The organism is Arthrobacter sp. NPDC055585 (assembly GCF_053619115.1).
Map to the genome: position 1 here is coordinate 697,625 of NZ_JBSHIT010000001.1, position 14,830 is coordinate 712,454.

17 protein-coding genes are annotated in these 14,830 nt (G+C 66.4%); 11 read left to right on the forward strand and 6 right to left on the reverse strand.

Annotation, left to right across the window (positions count from 1 at the left end; translation table 11 throughout):
* The first annotated feature begins 180 nt into the window (after positions 1 to 180).
* Genes ACWGQ2_RS03020 through ACWGQ2_RS03045 form a run of 6 tightly spaced genes read left to right on the forward strand, consistent with a single transcriptional unit; the run spans position 181 to position 6,172 of the window.
* On the forward strand, positions 181 to 735 hold the full coding sequence (locus tag ACWGQ2_RS03020) for a flavin reductase family protein (protein WP_452014182.1): 555 nt from the start codon (positions 181 to 183) through the stop codon (positions 733 to 735).
* A gap of 42 nt (positions 736 to 777) precedes the next feature.
* Entirely contained in the window at positions 778 to 2,265 is a 1,488-nt protein-coding gene (locus tag ACWGQ2_RS03025) for a 4-hydroxyphenylacetate 3-hydroxylase family protein (protein ID WP_452014184.1), read from the forward strand.
* 2 nt (positions 2,266 to 2,267) lie between these two features.
* Positions 2,268 to 2,954 (forward strand): DUF1028 domain-containing protein, encoded by a 687-nt coding sequence (locus ACWGQ2_RS03030; protein ID WP_452014186.1) that lies wholly within the window; start codon positions 2,268 to 2,270, stop codon positions 2,952 to 2,954.
* A gap of 10 nt (positions 2,955 to 2,964) precedes the next feature.
* Positions 2,965 to 3,963: a LysR family transcriptional regulator gene (locus tag ACWGQ2_RS03035; RefSeq protein ID WP_452014188.1), complete on the forward strand. Its 999-nt coding sequence runs from the start codon at positions 2,965 to 2,967 to the stop codon at positions 3,961 to 3,963.
* A 29-nt stretch (positions 3,964 to 3,992) separates the two neighbouring features.
* Positions 3,993 to 5,195 (forward strand): M20/M25/M40 family metallo-hydrolase, encoded by a 1,203-nt coding sequence (locus tag ACWGQ2_RS03040; RefSeq protein ID WP_452014190.1) that lies wholly within the window; start codon positions 3,993 to 3,995, stop codon positions 5,193 to 5,195.
* Positions 5,192 to 6,172, forward strand: coding sequence for an asparaginase (locus ACWGQ2_RS03045; protein ID WP_452014192.1), 981 nt, complete (start codon positions 5,192 to 5,194; stop codon positions 6,170 to 6,172). The genes ACWGQ2_RS03040 and ACWGQ2_RS03045 overlap by 4 nt, the downstream gene beginning before the upstream one ends.
* A 10-nt stretch (positions 6,173 to 6,182) precedes the next feature.
* On the opposite strand, the gene ACWGQ2_RS03050 is transcribed toward ACWGQ2_RS03045, so the two are convergent.
* Entirely contained in the window at positions 6,183 to 6,812 is a 630-nt protein-coding gene (locus ACWGQ2_RS03050) for an FMN reductase (protein WP_452014194.1), read from the reverse strand.
* A gap of 102 nt (positions 6,813 to 6,914) precedes the next feature.
* Here ACWGQ2_RS03050 and ACWGQ2_RS03055 point away from each other — a divergent pair, with 102 nt between their 5' ends.
* Entirely contained in the window at positions 6,915 to 7,514 is a 600-nt protein-coding gene (locus tag ACWGQ2_RS03055; protein WP_452014196.1) for a GNAT family N-acetyltransferase, read from the forward strand.
* On the opposite strand, the gene ACWGQ2_RS03060 is transcribed toward ACWGQ2_RS03055, so the two are convergent.
* Positions 7,511 to 8,014, reverse strand: coding sequence for a class F sortase (locus ACWGQ2_RS03060; protein ID WP_452014198.1), 504 nt, complete (start codon positions 8,012 to 8,014; stop codon positions 7,511 to 7,513). The two genes, ACWGQ2_RS03055 and ACWGQ2_RS03060, sit on opposite strands and share 4 nt — an antisense overlap.
* Positions 8,015 to 8,197: 183 nt before the next feature.
* A complete protein-coding gene (locus ACWGQ2_RS03065) occupies positions 8,198 to 8,977 on the reverse strand; it encodes a hypothetical protein (protein WP_452014200.1) in 780 nt (259 codons plus the stop codon).
* A 228-nt stretch (positions 8,978 to 9,205) separates the two neighbouring features.
* Here ACWGQ2_RS03065 and ACWGQ2_RS03070 point away from each other — a divergent pair, with 228 nt between their 5' ends.
* The 3 genes from ACWGQ2_RS03070 (at position 9,206) to ACWGQ2_RS03080 (ending at position 11,296) form a co-directional block, all read left to right on the forward strand.
* Positions 9,206 to 9,805: a sigma-70 family RNA polymerase sigma factor gene (locus tag ACWGQ2_RS03070; RefSeq protein ID WP_452014202.1), complete on the forward strand. Its 600-nt coding sequence runs from the start codon at positions 9,206 to 9,208 to the stop codon at positions 9,803 to 9,805.
* On the forward strand, positions 9,802 to 10,578 hold the full coding sequence (locus ACWGQ2_RS03075; protein WP_452014204.1) for an anti-sigma factor: 777 nt from the start codon (positions 9,802 to 9,804) through the stop codon (positions 10,576 to 10,578). The genes ACWGQ2_RS03070 and ACWGQ2_RS03075 overlap by 4 nt, the downstream gene beginning before the upstream one ends.
* A 160-nt stretch (positions 10,579 to 10,738) precedes the next feature.
* Positions 10,739 to 11,296, forward strand: coding sequence for a hypothetical protein (locus ACWGQ2_RS03080; protein WP_452014206.1), 558 nt, complete (start codon positions 10,739 to 10,741; stop codon positions 11,294 to 11,296).
* Between the two features lie 72 nt (positions 11,297 to 11,368).
* Here ACWGQ2_RS03080 and ACWGQ2_RS03085 read toward each other — a convergent pair whose 3' ends face one another.
* On the reverse strand, positions 11,369 to 13,036 hold the full coding sequence (locus ACWGQ2_RS03085; RefSeq protein WP_452014208.1) for an FAD-binding dehydrogenase: 1,668 nt from the start codon (positions 13,034 to 13,036) through the stop codon (positions 11,369 to 11,371).
* Between the two features lie 128 nt (positions 13,037 to 13,164).
* On the opposite strand from ACWGQ2_RS03085, the gene ACWGQ2_RS03090 reads away from it, so the two are divergent.
* The gene (locus tag ACWGQ2_RS03090) at positions 13,165 to 13,296 is read left to right on the forward strand and encodes a hypothetical protein (RefSeq protein WP_452014210.1); all 132 of its coding nucleotides are present in this window, start codon (positions 13,165 to 13,167) and stop codon (positions 13,294 to 13,296) included.
* Positions 13,297 to 13,378: 82 nt separating this feature from the next.
* Here ACWGQ2_RS03090 and ACWGQ2_RS03095 read toward each other — a convergent pair whose 3' ends face one another.
* Together ACWGQ2_RS03095 and ACWGQ2_RS03100 are read right to left on the reverse strand one after the other, a co-directional pair.
* The gene (locus ACWGQ2_RS03095; protein WP_452014212.1) at positions 13,379 to 13,615 is read right to left on the reverse strand and encodes a YegP family protein; all 237 of its coding nucleotides are present in this window, start codon (positions 13,613 to 13,615) and stop codon (positions 13,379 to 13,381) included.
* A 124-nt stretch (positions 13,616 to 13,739) separates the two neighbouring features.
* Entirely contained in the window at positions 13,740 to 14,717 is a 978-nt protein-coding gene (locus ACWGQ2_RS03100) for an asparaginase (RefSeq protein ID WP_452014214.1), read from the reverse strand.
* Positions 14,718 to 14,830 lie beyond the last annotated feature (113 nt).

Here is a 14,830-nt window from a genome sequence, read left to right on the forward strand (position 1 = left end):
CATCCCACTTTCGGGGGCCGGTCCCGGGTTTCCATCCACACCCCGCACACCCTTGAATCACAGCGCCCTTGCTTCGGCAACGGCGGCCGTTCCGCGTACCCACTTGCAACAGTTTTATCGATAACACTTTGCGTTTGAATCCGTTTTATTTCTGTTTCAGAGTCCCGGAGGATGAACACCATGAGCCTCGCACCCACCGATCCCCGCCCGGTCCTACCGGCACCCGTCCAGAGCGAAAACTACGCCCGGGAGGCCTTTATCCGCGCCATGGGCGCCGCAGCCACCTCGGTCACCATCGTCTCCACCGACGGCCCGGCCGGCCGCTGCGCCCAGACCGTCAGCGCCATGGCCTCGGTCTCAGCCGATCCGCCCTGCCTCCTGGTCTGCGTAAATGACAAGAGCCCGCTGGCCGCGGCCGTGCTGGCCAATGGCACGCTGGCCGTAAACGTCCTCGCCGACGGTCAGGCGGACGCCGCCCAAACCTTCGCCGGTCAGTCCGTTGACGGCGGGGCGCCCTATGACTTCGCCCGGCACCAGTGGCAGGCAGGCGCCCTCGGCCAGCCGCAGCTGGCGGGCAGCAGCGCCGTCTTCGAGTGCCGCCTCGTCGGCGCCCACCGCTACGGCACCCACCACGTCTTCATCGCCTCGCCGGCCGAGAGCGTGCCCGGGGCACCGGATGCGCAGCCCATGACTTACCACGCCCGCCGTTTCGGCACCCATTCACCGCGGGCCTAGCCCGCTTTCCGGTTTCGCGACCCACGAAAGAGAGAGAAACACATGATCCGCACCGGCGAGGAATACCGCCAGTCCATCAACACAGGCCGGGACATCTGGATTGACGGAGAGAAGGTTGACGACATCCTCAACCACCCCGTCTTCAAGCCCGCCATCAACGTCCGCGCCCGGATCTACGACATGGCGCACGAAGACGGAACCCGGGACATCATGACGTACCAGGAGAACGGGGAAACCAACTCGATCGCGCACAAGCGGCCGTACTCCGAGCAGGACTGGCTGGACAAGCGCCGGGCCGTCGAAGCAGTCATGGACGACGTCAAGGGCGTGGTGACGCGCGTCGGCGACGCGACCATCGGCGAGATGTGGTCCCTGTACGACGGCCGCGATGTCCTGAACGAGGTCAATCCCGCGTACTCGGAGAACATCAGCCGACATCTGGATGACGCCGTGACCGCTGACCTCTTCCAGGTCTCCGCCAACACCGACCCCAAGGGCGACCGTTCCCGTCCCCCGCACGAGCAGGATCCGGACATGCTCCTGCACGCCGTCGGCGAGACCTCGCGCGGCATCATCGTCCGCGGCGCGAAGTACGAGACCGCCGCCGCCTACGCCAACCGGGCCTTCGTCAAGCCGACCATCGCCAACTGGGGCAACTCCGAACTCTCCGAATACGCGCTGGGCTTCTCCCTGGACATGAACACCCCCGGCCTGAAGTTCATCTGCCGGTCCGGCTTCGCCGGACGGCAGAAGCCCGAAGACTACCCGCTCTCCAACCGGGTGGACGAAGTGGACACCCTAGTGGTCTTTGACGACGTCGAAATCCCGTGGGAAGACGTCTTCTTTTACCAGCACACCAAGGCCGCCACCTACATCCGCCAGACCCTGCACCGCTACAGCGCCTACCCCTTCGTCCTGCGCGTCATCCGACTCGCCGACATGCTGATCGGCACCGCCCTATGGAACGTGAAGCAGACCGGCCTAGACAAGGTCCCGGCCGTCCAGGAGAAGCTGGCCCGCCTCGCCTGCTACCGCGAAGGCATCCACGCCCACCTGACGGCGGCCGTCAAGCTGGGCGAGACCAGCCCAGGCGGGCTCTACATGCCCAACCAGTCCCTGCTCTACTCAGGACGCATCCTGGCCTCCAGCCAGCTGCCGGAAATGATGCACCTGGCCCGCGAACTCTGCGGCGGCCAGATGGTCCTGACCCCCGACTACGCATCCTTCCAGCACCCGGAGACCGGGCCGTGGCTAAACAAGTTCTACAGCGTGAACGAGAACTGGGTGGCCGAAGACCGCCGCCGCCTGCTGGCCTACGCCCGGGACCTGCTGAACAGCGACTACGCCGGACACCGGGTCACCTTCCAGCTCTTCGCCCAGTCCCCGCCGTTCGCGAACGCCGATGCGCTCTACCGTTCCTTCGACTGGAACCACTCCCTGGACGTGGTCAAGGAAGCGGCCGGGCTCTCGGACAACATCCTGCCCGAGCGCTACGCCAGGGACCTGGCGCTGGCAGGCCCGGAAGCCTAAGAATGACCATCTCCATCGTTGCCCGCTGCGCCGACGGTTCCGCCGTCGGTGCAGCGGTCACCTCCTCGAGTTTCTCCGTGGCCGCCCGCTGCATCCGCTTCAATCCAGCCGCCGGCATCTCCTGCTCGCAAAGCATCACCGACCCCCGGCTCGGGGACAAGCTGCTCGCCAGCCTCGCCCAGGGCGACGACCCCGCTGCCGCTCTCGAGACGCTGGCGGAAAGTGAACCGCACTTCGAGTACCGGCAGCTCACGGTGATGGGCTTCAACGGCGCCCACGCCGGTTACAGCGGCCCAAAGGTCCTGGGCCGGCACGCCGTCCTAGAGGGCGGAGACCACATGGTCGCGGGCAACATGCTGGCCAACCCCGAAGTCCTTGCCGCGGTTTCGGACGCCTTCCGTGCGGACACGGCCGCGCCGATGGCCCTGCGCCTGGTGCACGCGCTCCAGGCCGGGCAGGACGCCGGCGGAGAGGTCCGCGAGCTGCGCTCTGCCGGGGTCATGGTGCTCGCCGGCGATGACTGGCCGGTAGTCGACGTCCGGGTGGACTGGGAAGATCAGCCGCTCGCCCGGCTCTCCGACCTCACCTCCATGTGGCTGTCCGGCTCGGCCCGCTACCGGGCCAGAGCATATGATCCCCGGGAGGCATACCGCGAGATTAGCGGGCAGCTTGAGGCCGAAAACGGCTAGGAAGGAACGCATGAGAGACGCCGACGATGCAGATCTGCTCCAGCGCGGAACCCAGGACGACCCGGGCTTCACGCTGACCCAGCTGCGCTACTTCGCGATCGCCGCTGAAACCGGCAGTATGACGGCCACTGCGCGCGCCATGCATGCCTCCCAGTCCGCCGTCTCCAATGCCATCGCCCAGCTGGAGAAACACCTGAGAGTCCAGCTGTTCCTGCGCCACCACGCACGCGGGCTCACTTTAACGCCCGCGGGTCGGGAATTCGTGCTGCAGTCCAGGGACCTCCTAGCCCGGGCCAACGACATGCTCTCCCTGGCCAGCGGCTTGGGTGACAGCGTCGAGGGCGAGGTGAAACTCGGCTGCTACCACACCCTCAGCCCGTTCTACCTGCCCCGAATCCTGAAACAGGTCGGGGAAAACTACCCGCTTCTCTCCATCCGCGTCCTGGAGGGAGAGAAGCGGGATGTCTTCGAATCGCTGCTCACCGGTGAAGCCGAAATCGCATTGACGTACGGCAGCGAGGTCCCGGGCATGATCGCAACCGAGGCGCTGGCGGTCTCCGCACCGTATGTCATCGTTCACGAGCGCCACCGGCTGGCCCTGCGCTCGCGCAGACGCCGCATCACCCTAGCCGAGCTGGCGCAGGACCGGATGATCCTACTTGATATGCCTTTCCCGGGCCGCTATTTCCTGGACATCGCTGAGAACAATGGCCTACGGCCGCAGATTGCGTTCAGCAGCCCCAACTTTGAAACCGTTAGGTCCATGGTCGCGGCGGGCCTGGGCTACTCCATCCTTAACCAGCGCCCGGTGCATGACCTGACCTACGATGGCGGCCGTGTCGTCGCTCTAGAGCTGGAGGACACTTTTGCCCCAGTTCCGCTGGTGATGGCCACCGTCCGCGGATCCCGGCTCACCACCCGGGCTGAGACCGTTGCTGCGCTGCTGCGCGCCGCAGTCCCGTCCATTGCCGACGAACTGCTCCCCCCACGCCCTGCCGGCCGAGCCTAAAACGCTGCCGTCCCCGAAGGAGAACGATCGTGTTGCTGTCCGATGCCCGCGACCACTGGCGCCGAAGGACCGAGGAACTGACCCGTGACCTGGAACGGTTTGTCCGGACCGAGAGCGGTTCCGTTGACAAAGCGAACGTGGACCGAGCCGCGGATCTCTTCGCCGGCGAACTGACCCGGCGGAACTTCGCCCGCCGCATCATCAACAATCCCCGGGGTGGCAACCACGTTGCAGCCACCCGAGCCGGAAGCGGCCGGGGTGCCGTGGTGCTCCTGCTCCATCTGGACACCGTCTGGCCGGCCGGGACCTACCCGCCGCCCCTTTTCCGGGTCTCCGGGGACCGGGCCATGGGGCCGGGCATCCTGGACATGAAGGCCAGCTGGGTGGTGGCCTTTGCCGCCCTCGACTTCCTTGACGGTGCCGGGTGGGCCGGCCCAGAGCGGCTGACGGTGGTCGCCACCGGGGATGAGGAACTCGGCAGCATCCACGGCCGCACCGTGGTCGAAGAGCACGCCCGTAACGCGGATGCTGCCTTGGTCATGGAACCCGGACGGGCCGACGCTTCCCTGGTTGGACACCGCGGCGCGGTGGGAGCGCTGAAGGTCCGGATAACGGGGCGCAATTCCCATGCGTCCTCGGACGATCCAGGAGCCAGTGCGCTGATCGCTGCGGCGAGAATGGCCGCGGCGATCGAATCCGCCAGCGACCGAGCAGCGGGCCGCATCCTGAATGTCGGAGAGCTGCATGCTGGGACGGCCCGCCAGGTGGTACCTGACAAAGCGGAGTTGAACATCGACCTTCGTGCCGCGACGGACTCCGATGCCTCAGACCTGCTACGCCACGTGCGTCAGGTCCTCGCCTGCCCGACCGTCCCCGGGACATCCGCCGAACTGAGCGGGGGCATCACTAGGCCGGCTTATCCCGGTTCCCTGGACCAGGAGCCCCTGCAGGGAATCGTCCGGCGCTGCGGCGCGGCGCTGGGACGGGACATCCGCTTCGCCTCCACCCGGGGAGGATCCGACGGCAACTTCACGGCCGCCCTAGGCATACCTACCGTGGACGGCTTGGGCGCCGATGGCGGCGGGATCTGCACGGCGGATGAATATGTTGACCTACCGGCGCTGCCGGAGAAGATCGCGCTGCTCTGCGGCACCCTCGATGCCCTGGCCGGCACCGGCATATTCGCCTCGCCGGCTGCAACGGCCACCGCCCTGCAGGACACAGTCGCATGAGGATCGCCTATGCCGCCCTGGGCGGAACCATTTCCAGCACGGGCGTTCCCGGCGGTGGCGTCCGGCCCGTCCTCGATGCCGGGCGCCAGCTGGCTGGCGTGGACCTCCCTGCCGGGGTCAGCGTCGAGGCACACAGCCTGGAGATGCTGCCTTCTGTGGAACTTACTTTGGACAGGATCGCCGGTATCTCCCGGTCCCTGTCCGCACTCGTGGCGGACGGAGCCGACGGCATCGTCCTCTCGACCGGCACCGATGCGTTGGAAGAGGTTGCCTGGGCACTGCACCTGACCTGGCCCAGTAATGTACCACTGATCGTCACCGGTGCCATGCGTCCGGCTTCCGCCGTCTCCCCCGACGGCCCGGGGAATGTCGCTGATGCCGTGATCGCCGCCGCCTCCGAGCTGACCCGCGGCTTGGGCGTGCTGGTTTGCTTCGCCGGCGAACTTCACCCGGCAGGTTCCGCGGTGAAGACCCACACTTTCTCAGTGGCCGGCTTTTCCTCACCGGGCGCCGGTCCGCTCGGTTTCGTGAGCGAGGGCCGCGTGCTGCTCGGAGCGCACCCGGCTGCCCCGCGTCCGGGCCTGCCCCTGGCGGCGGAGCATCCCCCGGTGGCACTGCTGCCCTTCAGCCTCGGGGACGACCCGCGGCAGCTAGCTGCAGTCGAATCCCTGGGGTATGCGGGGCTGGTCCTACAGGGCTTCGGGGCAGGCCATGTCTCCTCCCGATGGGCGGAGACAGCCAAGGAACTCGCTGCCCGGATGCCTGTTGTCCTTTCCACCCGGGTTCCGGCTGGGCCCGTACTCCGGAACAGCTATGGCTTTCCTGGTAGCGAGCGGGATCTCTTAGGCAACGGCCTCATCGGTTCCGGGACTCTGGGCGCTCACAAGGCCCGGGTGCTGTTGTCCGTACTGCTGGGAGCTGGCCGCAGCCCGGAACAGATCCGGGCATCGTTCTCCGCCTTGAGCGGACAGGCATAGCCCTTAACCGCTACTGGCGGGGCTGGATCCGGACCAGCAGCTGCTCGAACGGCAGCGATTCGCCCGGATCCCGGCGCGGCCGGGAGGCCGGCGCGTCACCGAGCAGGGCCACCAGCTCAGCAGCCGCCCGCTGTACCCGGTCATCCAGGGCGGAGATGCCGTCGCCGCCGGCGCCCCAGTCATCAGGTGCCGCGTAGACAGCAGTAGGCGCAACCCGTGCCCGCAGATAGGCGAAAAGCGGACGAAGGGCGAAATCCAGCACCATAGAATGCCGGGCGCTTCCGCCCGTGGCTCCGGCCAGGACCGGCTTGGCATCCAGGGCGTCCCTATCCATCACGTCAAAGAAGGACTTGAAGAGTCCGCTCATGGAGGCACTGAAAACCGGCGAGACCGCGATCAGGGCATCGGCGTCGGCCACTTCATTGAGCAGCGCTTCGAGCTTGGGCGCCGCGTAGCCGGAGACCATCGCGTTGGCGATGTCCACTGCATACTCACGCAGTTCGTAGGTGGTAAGCACGGCATGGTGTCCCATCTCCTGAAGCCGTGCCTGCGCGGCTGCACCCAGCTGGTCGGCCAGCATCCGGCTCGATGACGGAACACCCAGCCCGGCGGTTACGGCAACAATCCTGCGTTCGGCCACAACAGCCACCTTTCCTCGCATCCAATAGATACATGTTATTGCATCTACTTAGCGAACGGGGTGCCGCACCGAATAATTCCCTCCCCTGCCTAGGATGAGCGCATGAGTCCAAATCCGTTTGCCACTCCCGCAGTCCTTGAAGGCAGCACCGTCCGGCTGGAACCGCTGTCCCCCGGCCATGTTCCGGAGCTGACCGAGGCGGTGAAGGACGGGGAGCTCTGGAACCTCTGGTACACCCGGATCCCCACCCCCGAGGGCATGGCCGCCGAAGTGCAGGCCCGGCTGGAGCAGCAGGCGGCAGGCACCATGGCTCCCTGGGTGATCCGGCGCCTGGACACCGGGACGCTGTGCGGCATGACCACCTACATGAACATCAAGGCAGAAAACCGCCGGGTGGAAATCGGGTCCACCTGGCTGGCCGCCAGCGCGCAGCGGACACTGATCAACGCGGAGACGAAATACTTGCTGCTCTCCCGCGCCTTCGAGGAGCTGGACTGCATCGCCGTCGAATTCCGCACGCACTGGCACAATCACCCTTCCCGGGCCGCGATCGCCCGCCTCGGCGCCAAGCAGGACGGCGTGCTGCGCTCCAACGAACTCTGGCTGAACGGGTCCCGCCGTGACGTGGTGGTGTTCTCCATCCTGGACAGCGAATGGTCCTCGGTGCGGCTGGGACTGAAATACCGGCTGGCTCGCGGCTAACCCGCCAGCGACGCATAGACCACGTAATTGTCATCAAACGTGCCGGTGGCCGGATCAAACCCGTCGCAGGTGATGAGCCGCAGTTCCGCGCCATCGGTATTGCCGTAGACCTCAAGGGTTGGAAAGCTGTCCTTTCCGTACTGTTCTGCCCGCTCCACCGCGAACTGGACTGTGCTCCCGTCTTCCCTGCCCACTTCAATCAGCTCGCCTGGCTGCAGAGCGCGCAGATCAGCAAAGACTCCGGGGCCCCCGCCGGAGGCATTGACGTGTCCCAGCAGGACTGCGGGGCCCGGCTGCCCGGGAACAGGGGAACCGGTGTACCAGCTTGCCGGAGCTCCCGGTCCTTCCGGGGGTACCTCCAAGGAGCCGTCTTCACGCAGACCCAGATGCAGCAGAGAGCTCTCAGTTCCCGTGGCCGGTATCCGCAGGCTCTGCGGAAGTGACGGCGCGGGCGCTGCCGCAGCCGATGGGCTGGAGCTGCCGCCAGCCGGCGACGGCACTGCCGCCGCGGACGAAGATGAAGTGGAGGGGCCGGGTTCCAGTTCCGGAGCCTGCGCCGTCGAACACCCGCCCAGGACCAGGAGAAGAGACGCCGCGCAGGGGAGAAATCCTGCGCGGCGTCCACGGCTGCTTCCCGTCACTGTAGGCCCCCCGGGAAACAGCCGGGCTCCGCTGCCGGGTGCTTAGCCACGGGCACGGCGGCGGGCCAGCATTGCACCGGCGAGTGCCAGCACTCCTGCTCCCATCCCGGCAGCTGCCAGGGTGGAGCCGTCCACAGCGCTGGCGGCGGGAGTTTCCGCTCCCGTGTCAGCTCCGCCCTCAGGCATGGCACCCATCTGTGAGACAGCCACCGTGCCGCAGGCAGCCGGCAAGGTTGCGGCTGCGGGCAGCGACGGGTCCAGGTCTGACATTTTGGCAGCCGCGGCCTCCGGCATCTTGGACGGATCCACGCCATGGACCACCACAACGGCTGAACCGTTTTCCAGGGACTGGGCGGTTTCCGGATTCACTTCGAAGGTCCGCTCGTAGGTGTAGGCAGAGCCGCCCGGGAAGCGCTCGACGGCGAGGCCGGAGTCCGCACTGGTGTCACCTTCGGTGGTCAGGGAGGTACCGATGTGGCCGTAGTAGGGGTGGCCCTCGGTGGTGTTGACCACGCCGTCGCCGTCGGTGTCCGCATCGGGTCCGGGGCAGACGCCCTGCGCGGCAATGTGGATGTGCTGGGCATGCGGGAAAGGACCATCCATGAAGGTCTCAGCCGCGCCGGACACATTGACGGTCACCTTGGCTTCGGTGCCGTGCACCTCAACTATGGCCTGGCCGGTGGTACCGGAGTTGTTCAGGGTATTCAGCGTCGCCTGCCCGGACCAGGAATCCGGTCCGTGGGCCATGGCCGGCGTAGTCGTGAGGGCCAGGGCGCTTAGGGCGAGGGTGGGAACGGCGAGCAGCCGGAGCTTTGTATTCATGATCGGTTTCCTTCGTCGTGATGAGTCTGTAAATCGGTGTGAATGCGTAAGTAGTTCGGAGCCGATCGTCATTCGGATGGGTCGGCTGCCAAAAAACTTTCAGTCCGGTCCCGGCGATGGAATCCGGCTGGCATCCCCGGGCCCGGATATGGCAGAGTTCACGTCCATAGCGCGTCCGCGGACATTCCCCGCCGATGCCAATGCCGAAGGGACAAGCAGTGCAGGCCGATGACTGAGCCGGGTGGAGCTCCGGGTGAACAGCACGGCGTTCCTACGCTCGGCCGCATGGACCCGGACCTTACGGACCTGGTGCACCGCAGTGCAGGCGGAGACGAAACGGCCTTCGCAGCCCTCTACGACGCAACCTCGGCGAGGGTTTACGGTTTAGCTATACGGATAACCCGCTCTCCCGAACTGGCGGCCGAGGTGGTCCAGGAGGTCTATTTCATGGCCTGGGAGCAGTCGGAGCGCTTTCAGCCATCCCGCGGATCCGTGCTGGGGTGGCTGTGCACTATGGCCCACCGGAGGGCCGTGGACCGGGTCCGCCAGGTCGTCAGCGAACGGGACCGGGAACAGACCTACGAAGAGCAGCGGCCAAAAGCAGACCAGACCTGGGAGGAGGTGGAGCAGTCCATGGCTGCCCAGGAAGTACGTGACGGGCTCGGGGCGCTCACCCCGCTCCAGCGCCAGGCCGTTGCCTTGGCATACTACGAAGGATGCACCCACCAGGAAGTGGCCCGGCAGCTGGACATACCGCTGGGCACCGCCAAAGCCCGGATCCGCGATGGCTTGAACAGTCTTAGGTCCGCATTGGGGGGACGGCGATGAACGAACAGCTCTACGGCGACGCACTCCATGAACTGGCTCCGCTTTTCGCCATCGACGCCCTGGAACCGGATGAGCGGGCGGCTTTCGAACAGCACCTGGCCGGCTGCGCCCGCTGCCAGGCCGAGGTGGCCGATTTCTCCGAGGTCTCTGCCCATCTGGCCGTCGGCGCAGCGCAAGAACCTCCGCCTGAGCTGCGCGCCTCGGTGCTTGGCGCTATTCACGGCACCCGCCCGCGGCAGGTCCCCCGCCTGGGTGAAGACCCCGGACCACCGGCGAAACCGGCAAACCCTCCGGTTCCCCTCCACACCCGCAGGCGGCGGCGCCCGCTGCTGCTGGCCGCTGCCGCTGCCGCGCTTCTGCTCCCGGCAGCCGGGCTGGCTGGCTGGGCCCTGGGCACACAATTCGAACAGCAGCAGGAGCAGGAACAGGCAGCCGATTCACAGCAGCGCCAGGACCGCCTGCTTGCTGCCCCGGATCTGTCCGTTCAGCGCCTGGACGTGGACGGACAGCCCGCAACCCTGCTGTTCTCTGAAGAGCAGGATTCGGCACTGTTCGTCGCGGAGGAACTGCCGGACCCCGGCGCGGACCGTGAGTACCAGCTCTGGCTGCTGGAAGACGGCACCCCGATCCCCGATGTGCACTTTGCCGGAGGTGAAGTCAGGGTGTGGCTCACCGGTGAGGTCTCACGGGCGGGAACCGTGGCCCTCACTGTCGAACCATCCGGCGGTTCCACCACGCCTACGTTCCCCCTCGTAGCGGCTGCGGAAATCTGACCCGGGTTAGTCCTTCCGGAGCAGGTTAGCCGGGGAGACATAAAGCAGATTTCCGCCTTAGTGGGGAGGTCAAGCGCGGATTACGGAACTAGGCTGGCTTCGTTATGCGCCGGTGCTAGCCGGCACTCACACCGCATTGCAGACACCTATGAGGGGAATTATGTCCGAGCAGCAGCCTCCGGCAAACAACTACAGCTACAACGCATACGCCGGTAACCAGCCAGCGGCAGCGCCGCCGGCTCCCGTGCGTCCCAAGCAGGTTGACCTGGGTTTCTGGCTGCTGATCGCAGCAGCCGTCGTCTCGGTCATCAGCATCCCGGTGACGATCGCTTGGATGGACTCCACGGAATTCCGCGACACCATTATGTCCACGAGCACCGGAGCCATCAGCGAGTCCGACGTCGATGCGGTCATCGCGATCACTGCGGTAACAACCATCTTCTTTGCAGCCGTCAGCATTGCAATCGCCCTGCTGGTAGCCCTCTTCATCCGCAAGGGGCACAACTGGGCGCGCATCGTTGCCACGGTCTTCGCGGCCCTGGGAATCTTTGGCCTGACCAACCTGACCATGGCCGGCGGACTGATGGCCGTACTGACGGTCCTCAGCGTCCTGCTGCCCATCGTTGCCGTCGTGATGCTGTGGATGAAGCCCTCCACTGAGTACTTCAACGGCGCCAAGGCCTACCGCCAGTTCAAGAAGTACAACCCGGGAGCCTAGTCTTCCGGAATAGTTAAAGAGGGGCCGGTACCGCAGCTGCGGTACCGGCCCCTTGCTTTGTCCGGTCCAGTGTCAGCGCGCTGCAGCCCGCCCCGCCGCTCGACCGCTGAACAGGCAGCCGCCCAGGAAGGTTCCTTCCAGCGACCGGTAGCCGTGCATTCCTCCGCCGCCAAACCCTGCAGCCTCCCCGGCCGCGAACAGGCCCGGAACCGGGTTCCCGTCCGCTCCCAGCACCCGGGAATCCAGATCGGTTTCGAGCCCGCCGAGCGTCTTGCGGGTCAGCACGGAAAGCCGGACGGCGATCAGCGGCCCGTCCTTCGGATCCAGGATCGGGCGAGGCACCGCGGTGCGGATCAGCCGGTCCCCCAGATAGGACCGCGCACCGCGGATCGCGGTGACCTGCGCGTCCTTGCTGAACGGGTTGGCGATCTCCCGGTCCCGGGCCTGCAGTTCGGCCAGTACAGCGTCAGCAGAAAGCACCGGGGCCGCGCCGTCGGTTGAGGATTTCGCCAGATCATTCATGGCCGCCACCAGCTCCGGAACGCTGCCGGCGGTGAGGAAGTCCTCGCCATGATCCAGGAACTTCTGCACGGGTCCGGGCACGTCTGCGGTGGCCCTGCCCACCACGCCCCGGAGGGATTTGCCGGTCAGGTCAGGGTTCTGTTCGGATCCGGAGAGCGCGAATTCCTTCCGGATGATCGCTTTGTTCAGCACAAACCAGCTGTAGTCGTAGCCGGTGTGCCGCAGGTGCTCCAGTGTCCCGAGTGTGTCGAAACCCGGAAAAAGCGGCCCGGGCAGCCGGTTCCCTGCCGCGTCCAGCCAGAGCGATGACGGACCCGGCAGGATGCGGATGCCGTGGTTCGGCCACACCGGATTCCAGTTTCGAATGCCCTCCACGTAATGCCACATCCGGTCCGGGTTGATCACCCGCCCGCCGGCACCCTGGGCAGCCTGGATGCCGCGCCCGTCCACATGTCCCGGAACCCCGCTCAGCATCGTCCGGGGAGGGGATCCCAGGCGCTGCGGCCATGCGGCGCGCACCAGGTCATGGTTCCCTCCGATACCGCCGGTGGTGACAACGACGGCGCCGGCAGAGTACTCGAACTCGCCCTCCACAATGCGCGTTGCCTCCCGTCCACGCGGCGTCGTCGTTCGCTGGAAGACGGTGCCGCGCACTCCGGTGACTGCGCCGCCGGTGCTCACCAGGGATTCCATGCGGTGGTTGCAGGCAAGCCGCACCAGGCCGCGCTCGACGCCGCCGCGCACCTTGGCCAGGAACGGCGCGGTGATGCCGGGCCCGGTTCCCCAGGTGATATGAAAGCGCGGCACGGAGTTTCCCGGCCCGGTGGCACCGTAGCCGCCGCGCTCGGCCCAGCCAACCACCGGGAAAACCCGGTGCCCCAGCTGGTGCAGCCAGGCGCGCTTTTCCCCGGCCGCAAAATGAACGTAGGCCTCTGCCCAGCGCCGCGGCCAGTAGTCTTCTTCCCGGTCGAATCCTGCGGTCCCCTGCCAGTCCTGCCAGGCGAGCTCAACTGAATCCTTGACGCGCAGGCGGCGCTGTTCGGGGGAATCGACGAAGAAGAGACCGCCGAAGGACCACCAGGCCTGGCCGCCCAGGCTCTGTTCGCCCTCCTGCTCAACCAGGATCACTGAGCGTCCGGCGTCCACTAGTTCGGCCACGGCTACCAGTCCGGCAAGTCCGGCACCGACCACGATGACATCTGCGTCTCTTCGCTGCATCCGGCAAACGCTACCGGCAGGTACATACTCCTGCCTAGGGATGCGCAGGTGCCGCAAACCCTGTCGGCAGCGCAGACAGGTTCCTAGACTGGAAAGGCAGATGCCGTAACCCAGCTATGGAGGCACTCATGAGCACCACCCCGAATGACGAAGACCGGACCCACAACGAGGACCCGTCAGAAGGCGAGGAATCGACCCAGACCGACGCCGGACGGGACCATTCCCAGAACGCGGCGGAAGGCGACGAAGGCCAGTCATAACAAAAGGCCTCCCGTTCCCGGCGTCCTGTGCGGCGTCGGGAACGAAAGGCCTTTTTAGAGAGACCCTGGGGGCGGAGCGAGGTCAGGAAGCCTTCGCCCTGCCCGTATTCCGGTTGGCATCTGCCACGACATCGGCGTCCTTGCTGTGGTCCACGACTGGCCCGGTTCCGGCAATCTCGCGCAGCTGCTCAATGCCCGCTGCTGCAGCTTCCTTGGTGGGGAACATCGCGGACACTGCCATGAGTGCTCCGTCGCCGGAAATGAGCTTGATCCGGAATGCGCCGTCGTGGGCGTCAACCAGCTTAAAGTAGCCCGACATCTCTTACCTCCTTGTAAGGGGTACCTTCTGTGCCATTAATAGTAAGCCGACTGATGGATTTTGGGACCCCTTCCCCGGCAAGTGTGGAAGGACGATGCAGGATCGAGACCTTGGCACGCCGCAGCTAGCGGTTCCGGGATGTCCCGGTGGTCAGCGCCTGGAGGATTTCTTCCTGGGTTGCGGGCAGCGACGTCAGCAGCGCGGCCAGCATCCGGGCCTGCGCCGGTGCCAGGTCCCCGCCGGGAATGGCGCCTGCACGTACCAGGTCCAGGCCGCCGCCTGCGCCGTAGGCAGGAACCACCGGACCGGCTGGCACCCGGCTGCACAGGATCACCGGACAGCCGCCGCGCACCGCGTCCTGCACCGCCTCGGCGAAGCCCTCCCCCGCGTTGCCCGCTCCCGTTCCAGCCAGAACGACGGCGTTGGCCCCCATGTGGACGGCGTGGCTGAACAGCTCCGGGTCCGTTCCCAAGGCACAGACAATGATGTCAACCCGTGCGTTGTCGAAGTCTTCACCCGGCATCGGCAGGGGTGCCGGGCGGACCGGTATGGCGGTGACGTGCAGGGTGCCGGCGATGAAGTGCGCCACGTCCACTCCCCCGGCGAAGGGATTAGCAGCCACGGTGTGCACTTTCCTGGCGCCGCGCGCGGACTGCACCTGGCCGGCAAAGGAAATCAGCACCCCCGCGCCTCGCAGGCCGGCTGAGGCAGCGGCGGTGACGGCTTCCTCCAGATTGGCCGGGCCGTCGGCCACGGGGCTGTCCGCCGGGCGCTGCGCTCCGGTGAAGACCACGGGTTTGGGAGAGTCGTGGACCAGGTCCAGCGCGAAGGCCGTCTCTTCCATGGTGTCCGTGCCATGGGTGACAACGACGCCGTCAACGCCCTCGTCTGCCACTGCGGCGCGGACCGCTTCGGCCAGGACACGGACATCCGCGAACCGCAGCCGGAAACTGTTGGCATTCGTAATGTCCCGGACGGAATAACTGTGCCGTCCTGACAGGGACGCCGCGAGATCCTCCGCACGGCCGGCTGATGCTGCGCCGTCGCGCCCGGTGCGTGACGCAATGGTCCCGCCGGTCGCCAAGATTCTGATGTGGGCCATGGAACAGCTGTCCTCTCGCCGGCATCCACAGCCAACATATGCCTGCTGCGGACCCGTTGGCTAGGAGGTCCCGCTTTCCGGCTGCGCCCGGCAGCAAACCTGTCCAGGGACCT

What these genes read in the sequence shown, in the direction of transcription:
- ACWGQ2_RS03020 (WP_452014182.1), top strand. Translation starts at nt 181, where the DNA reads ATGAGCCTCGCACCCACCGATCCCCGCCCGGTCCTACCGGCACCCGTC.
- ACWGQ2_RS03025 (WP_452014184.1), top strand. Translation starts at nt 778, where the DNA reads ATGATCCGCACCGGCGAGGAATACCGCCAGTCCATCAACACAGGCCGG.
- ACWGQ2_RS03030 (WP_452014186.1), top strand. Translation starts at nt 2,268, where the DNA reads ATGACCATCTCCATCGTTGCCCGCTGCGCCGACGGTTCCGCCGTCGGT.
- ACWGQ2_RS03035 (WP_452014188.1), top strand. Translation starts at nt 2,965, where the DNA reads ATGAGAGACGCCGACGATGCAGATCTGCTCCAGCGCGGAACCCAGGAC.
- ACWGQ2_RS03045 (WP_452014192.1), top strand. Translation starts at nt 5,192, where the DNA reads ATGAGGATCGCCTATGCCGCCCTGGGCGGAACCATTTCCAGCACGGGC.
- ACWGQ2_RS03055 (WP_452014196.1), top strand. Translation starts at nt 6,915, where the DNA reads ATGAGTCCAAATCCGTTTGCCACTCCCGCAGTCCTTGAAGGCAGCACC.
- ACWGQ2_RS03065 (WP_452014200.1), bottom strand. Translation starts at nt 8,977, where the DNA reads ATGAATACAAAGCTCCGGCTGCTCGCCGTTCCCACCCTCGCCCTAAGC.
- ACWGQ2_RS03070 (WP_452014202.1), top strand. Translation starts at nt 9,206, where the DNA reads ATGACTGAGCCGGGTGGAGCTCCGGGTGAACAGCACGGCGTTCCTACG.
- ACWGQ2_RS03075 (WP_452014204.1), top strand. Translation starts at nt 9,802, where the DNA reads ATGAACGAACAGCTCTACGGCGACGCACTCCATGAACTGGCTCCGCTT.
- ACWGQ2_RS03080 (WP_452014206.1), top strand. Translation starts at nt 10,739, where the DNA reads ATGTCCGAGCAGCAGCCTCCGGCAAACAACTACAGCTACAACGCATAC.
- ACWGQ2_RS03085 (WP_452014208.1), bottom strand. Translation starts at nt 13,036, where the DNA reads ATGCAGCGAAGAGACGCAGATGTCATCGTGGTCGGTGCCGGACTTGCC.
- ACWGQ2_RS03090 (WP_452014210.1), top strand. Translation starts at nt 13,165, where the DNA reads ATGAGCACCACCCCGAATGACGAAGACCGGACCCACAACGAGGACCCG.
- ACWGQ2_RS03095 (WP_452014212.1), bottom strand. Translation starts at nt 13,615, where the DNA reads ATGTCGGGCTACTTTAAGCTGGTTGACGCCCACGACGGCGCATTCCGG.
- ACWGQ2_RS03100 (WP_452014214.1), bottom strand. Translation starts at nt 14,717, where the DNA reads ATGGCCCACATCAGAATCTTGGCGACCGGCGGGACCATTGCGTCACGC.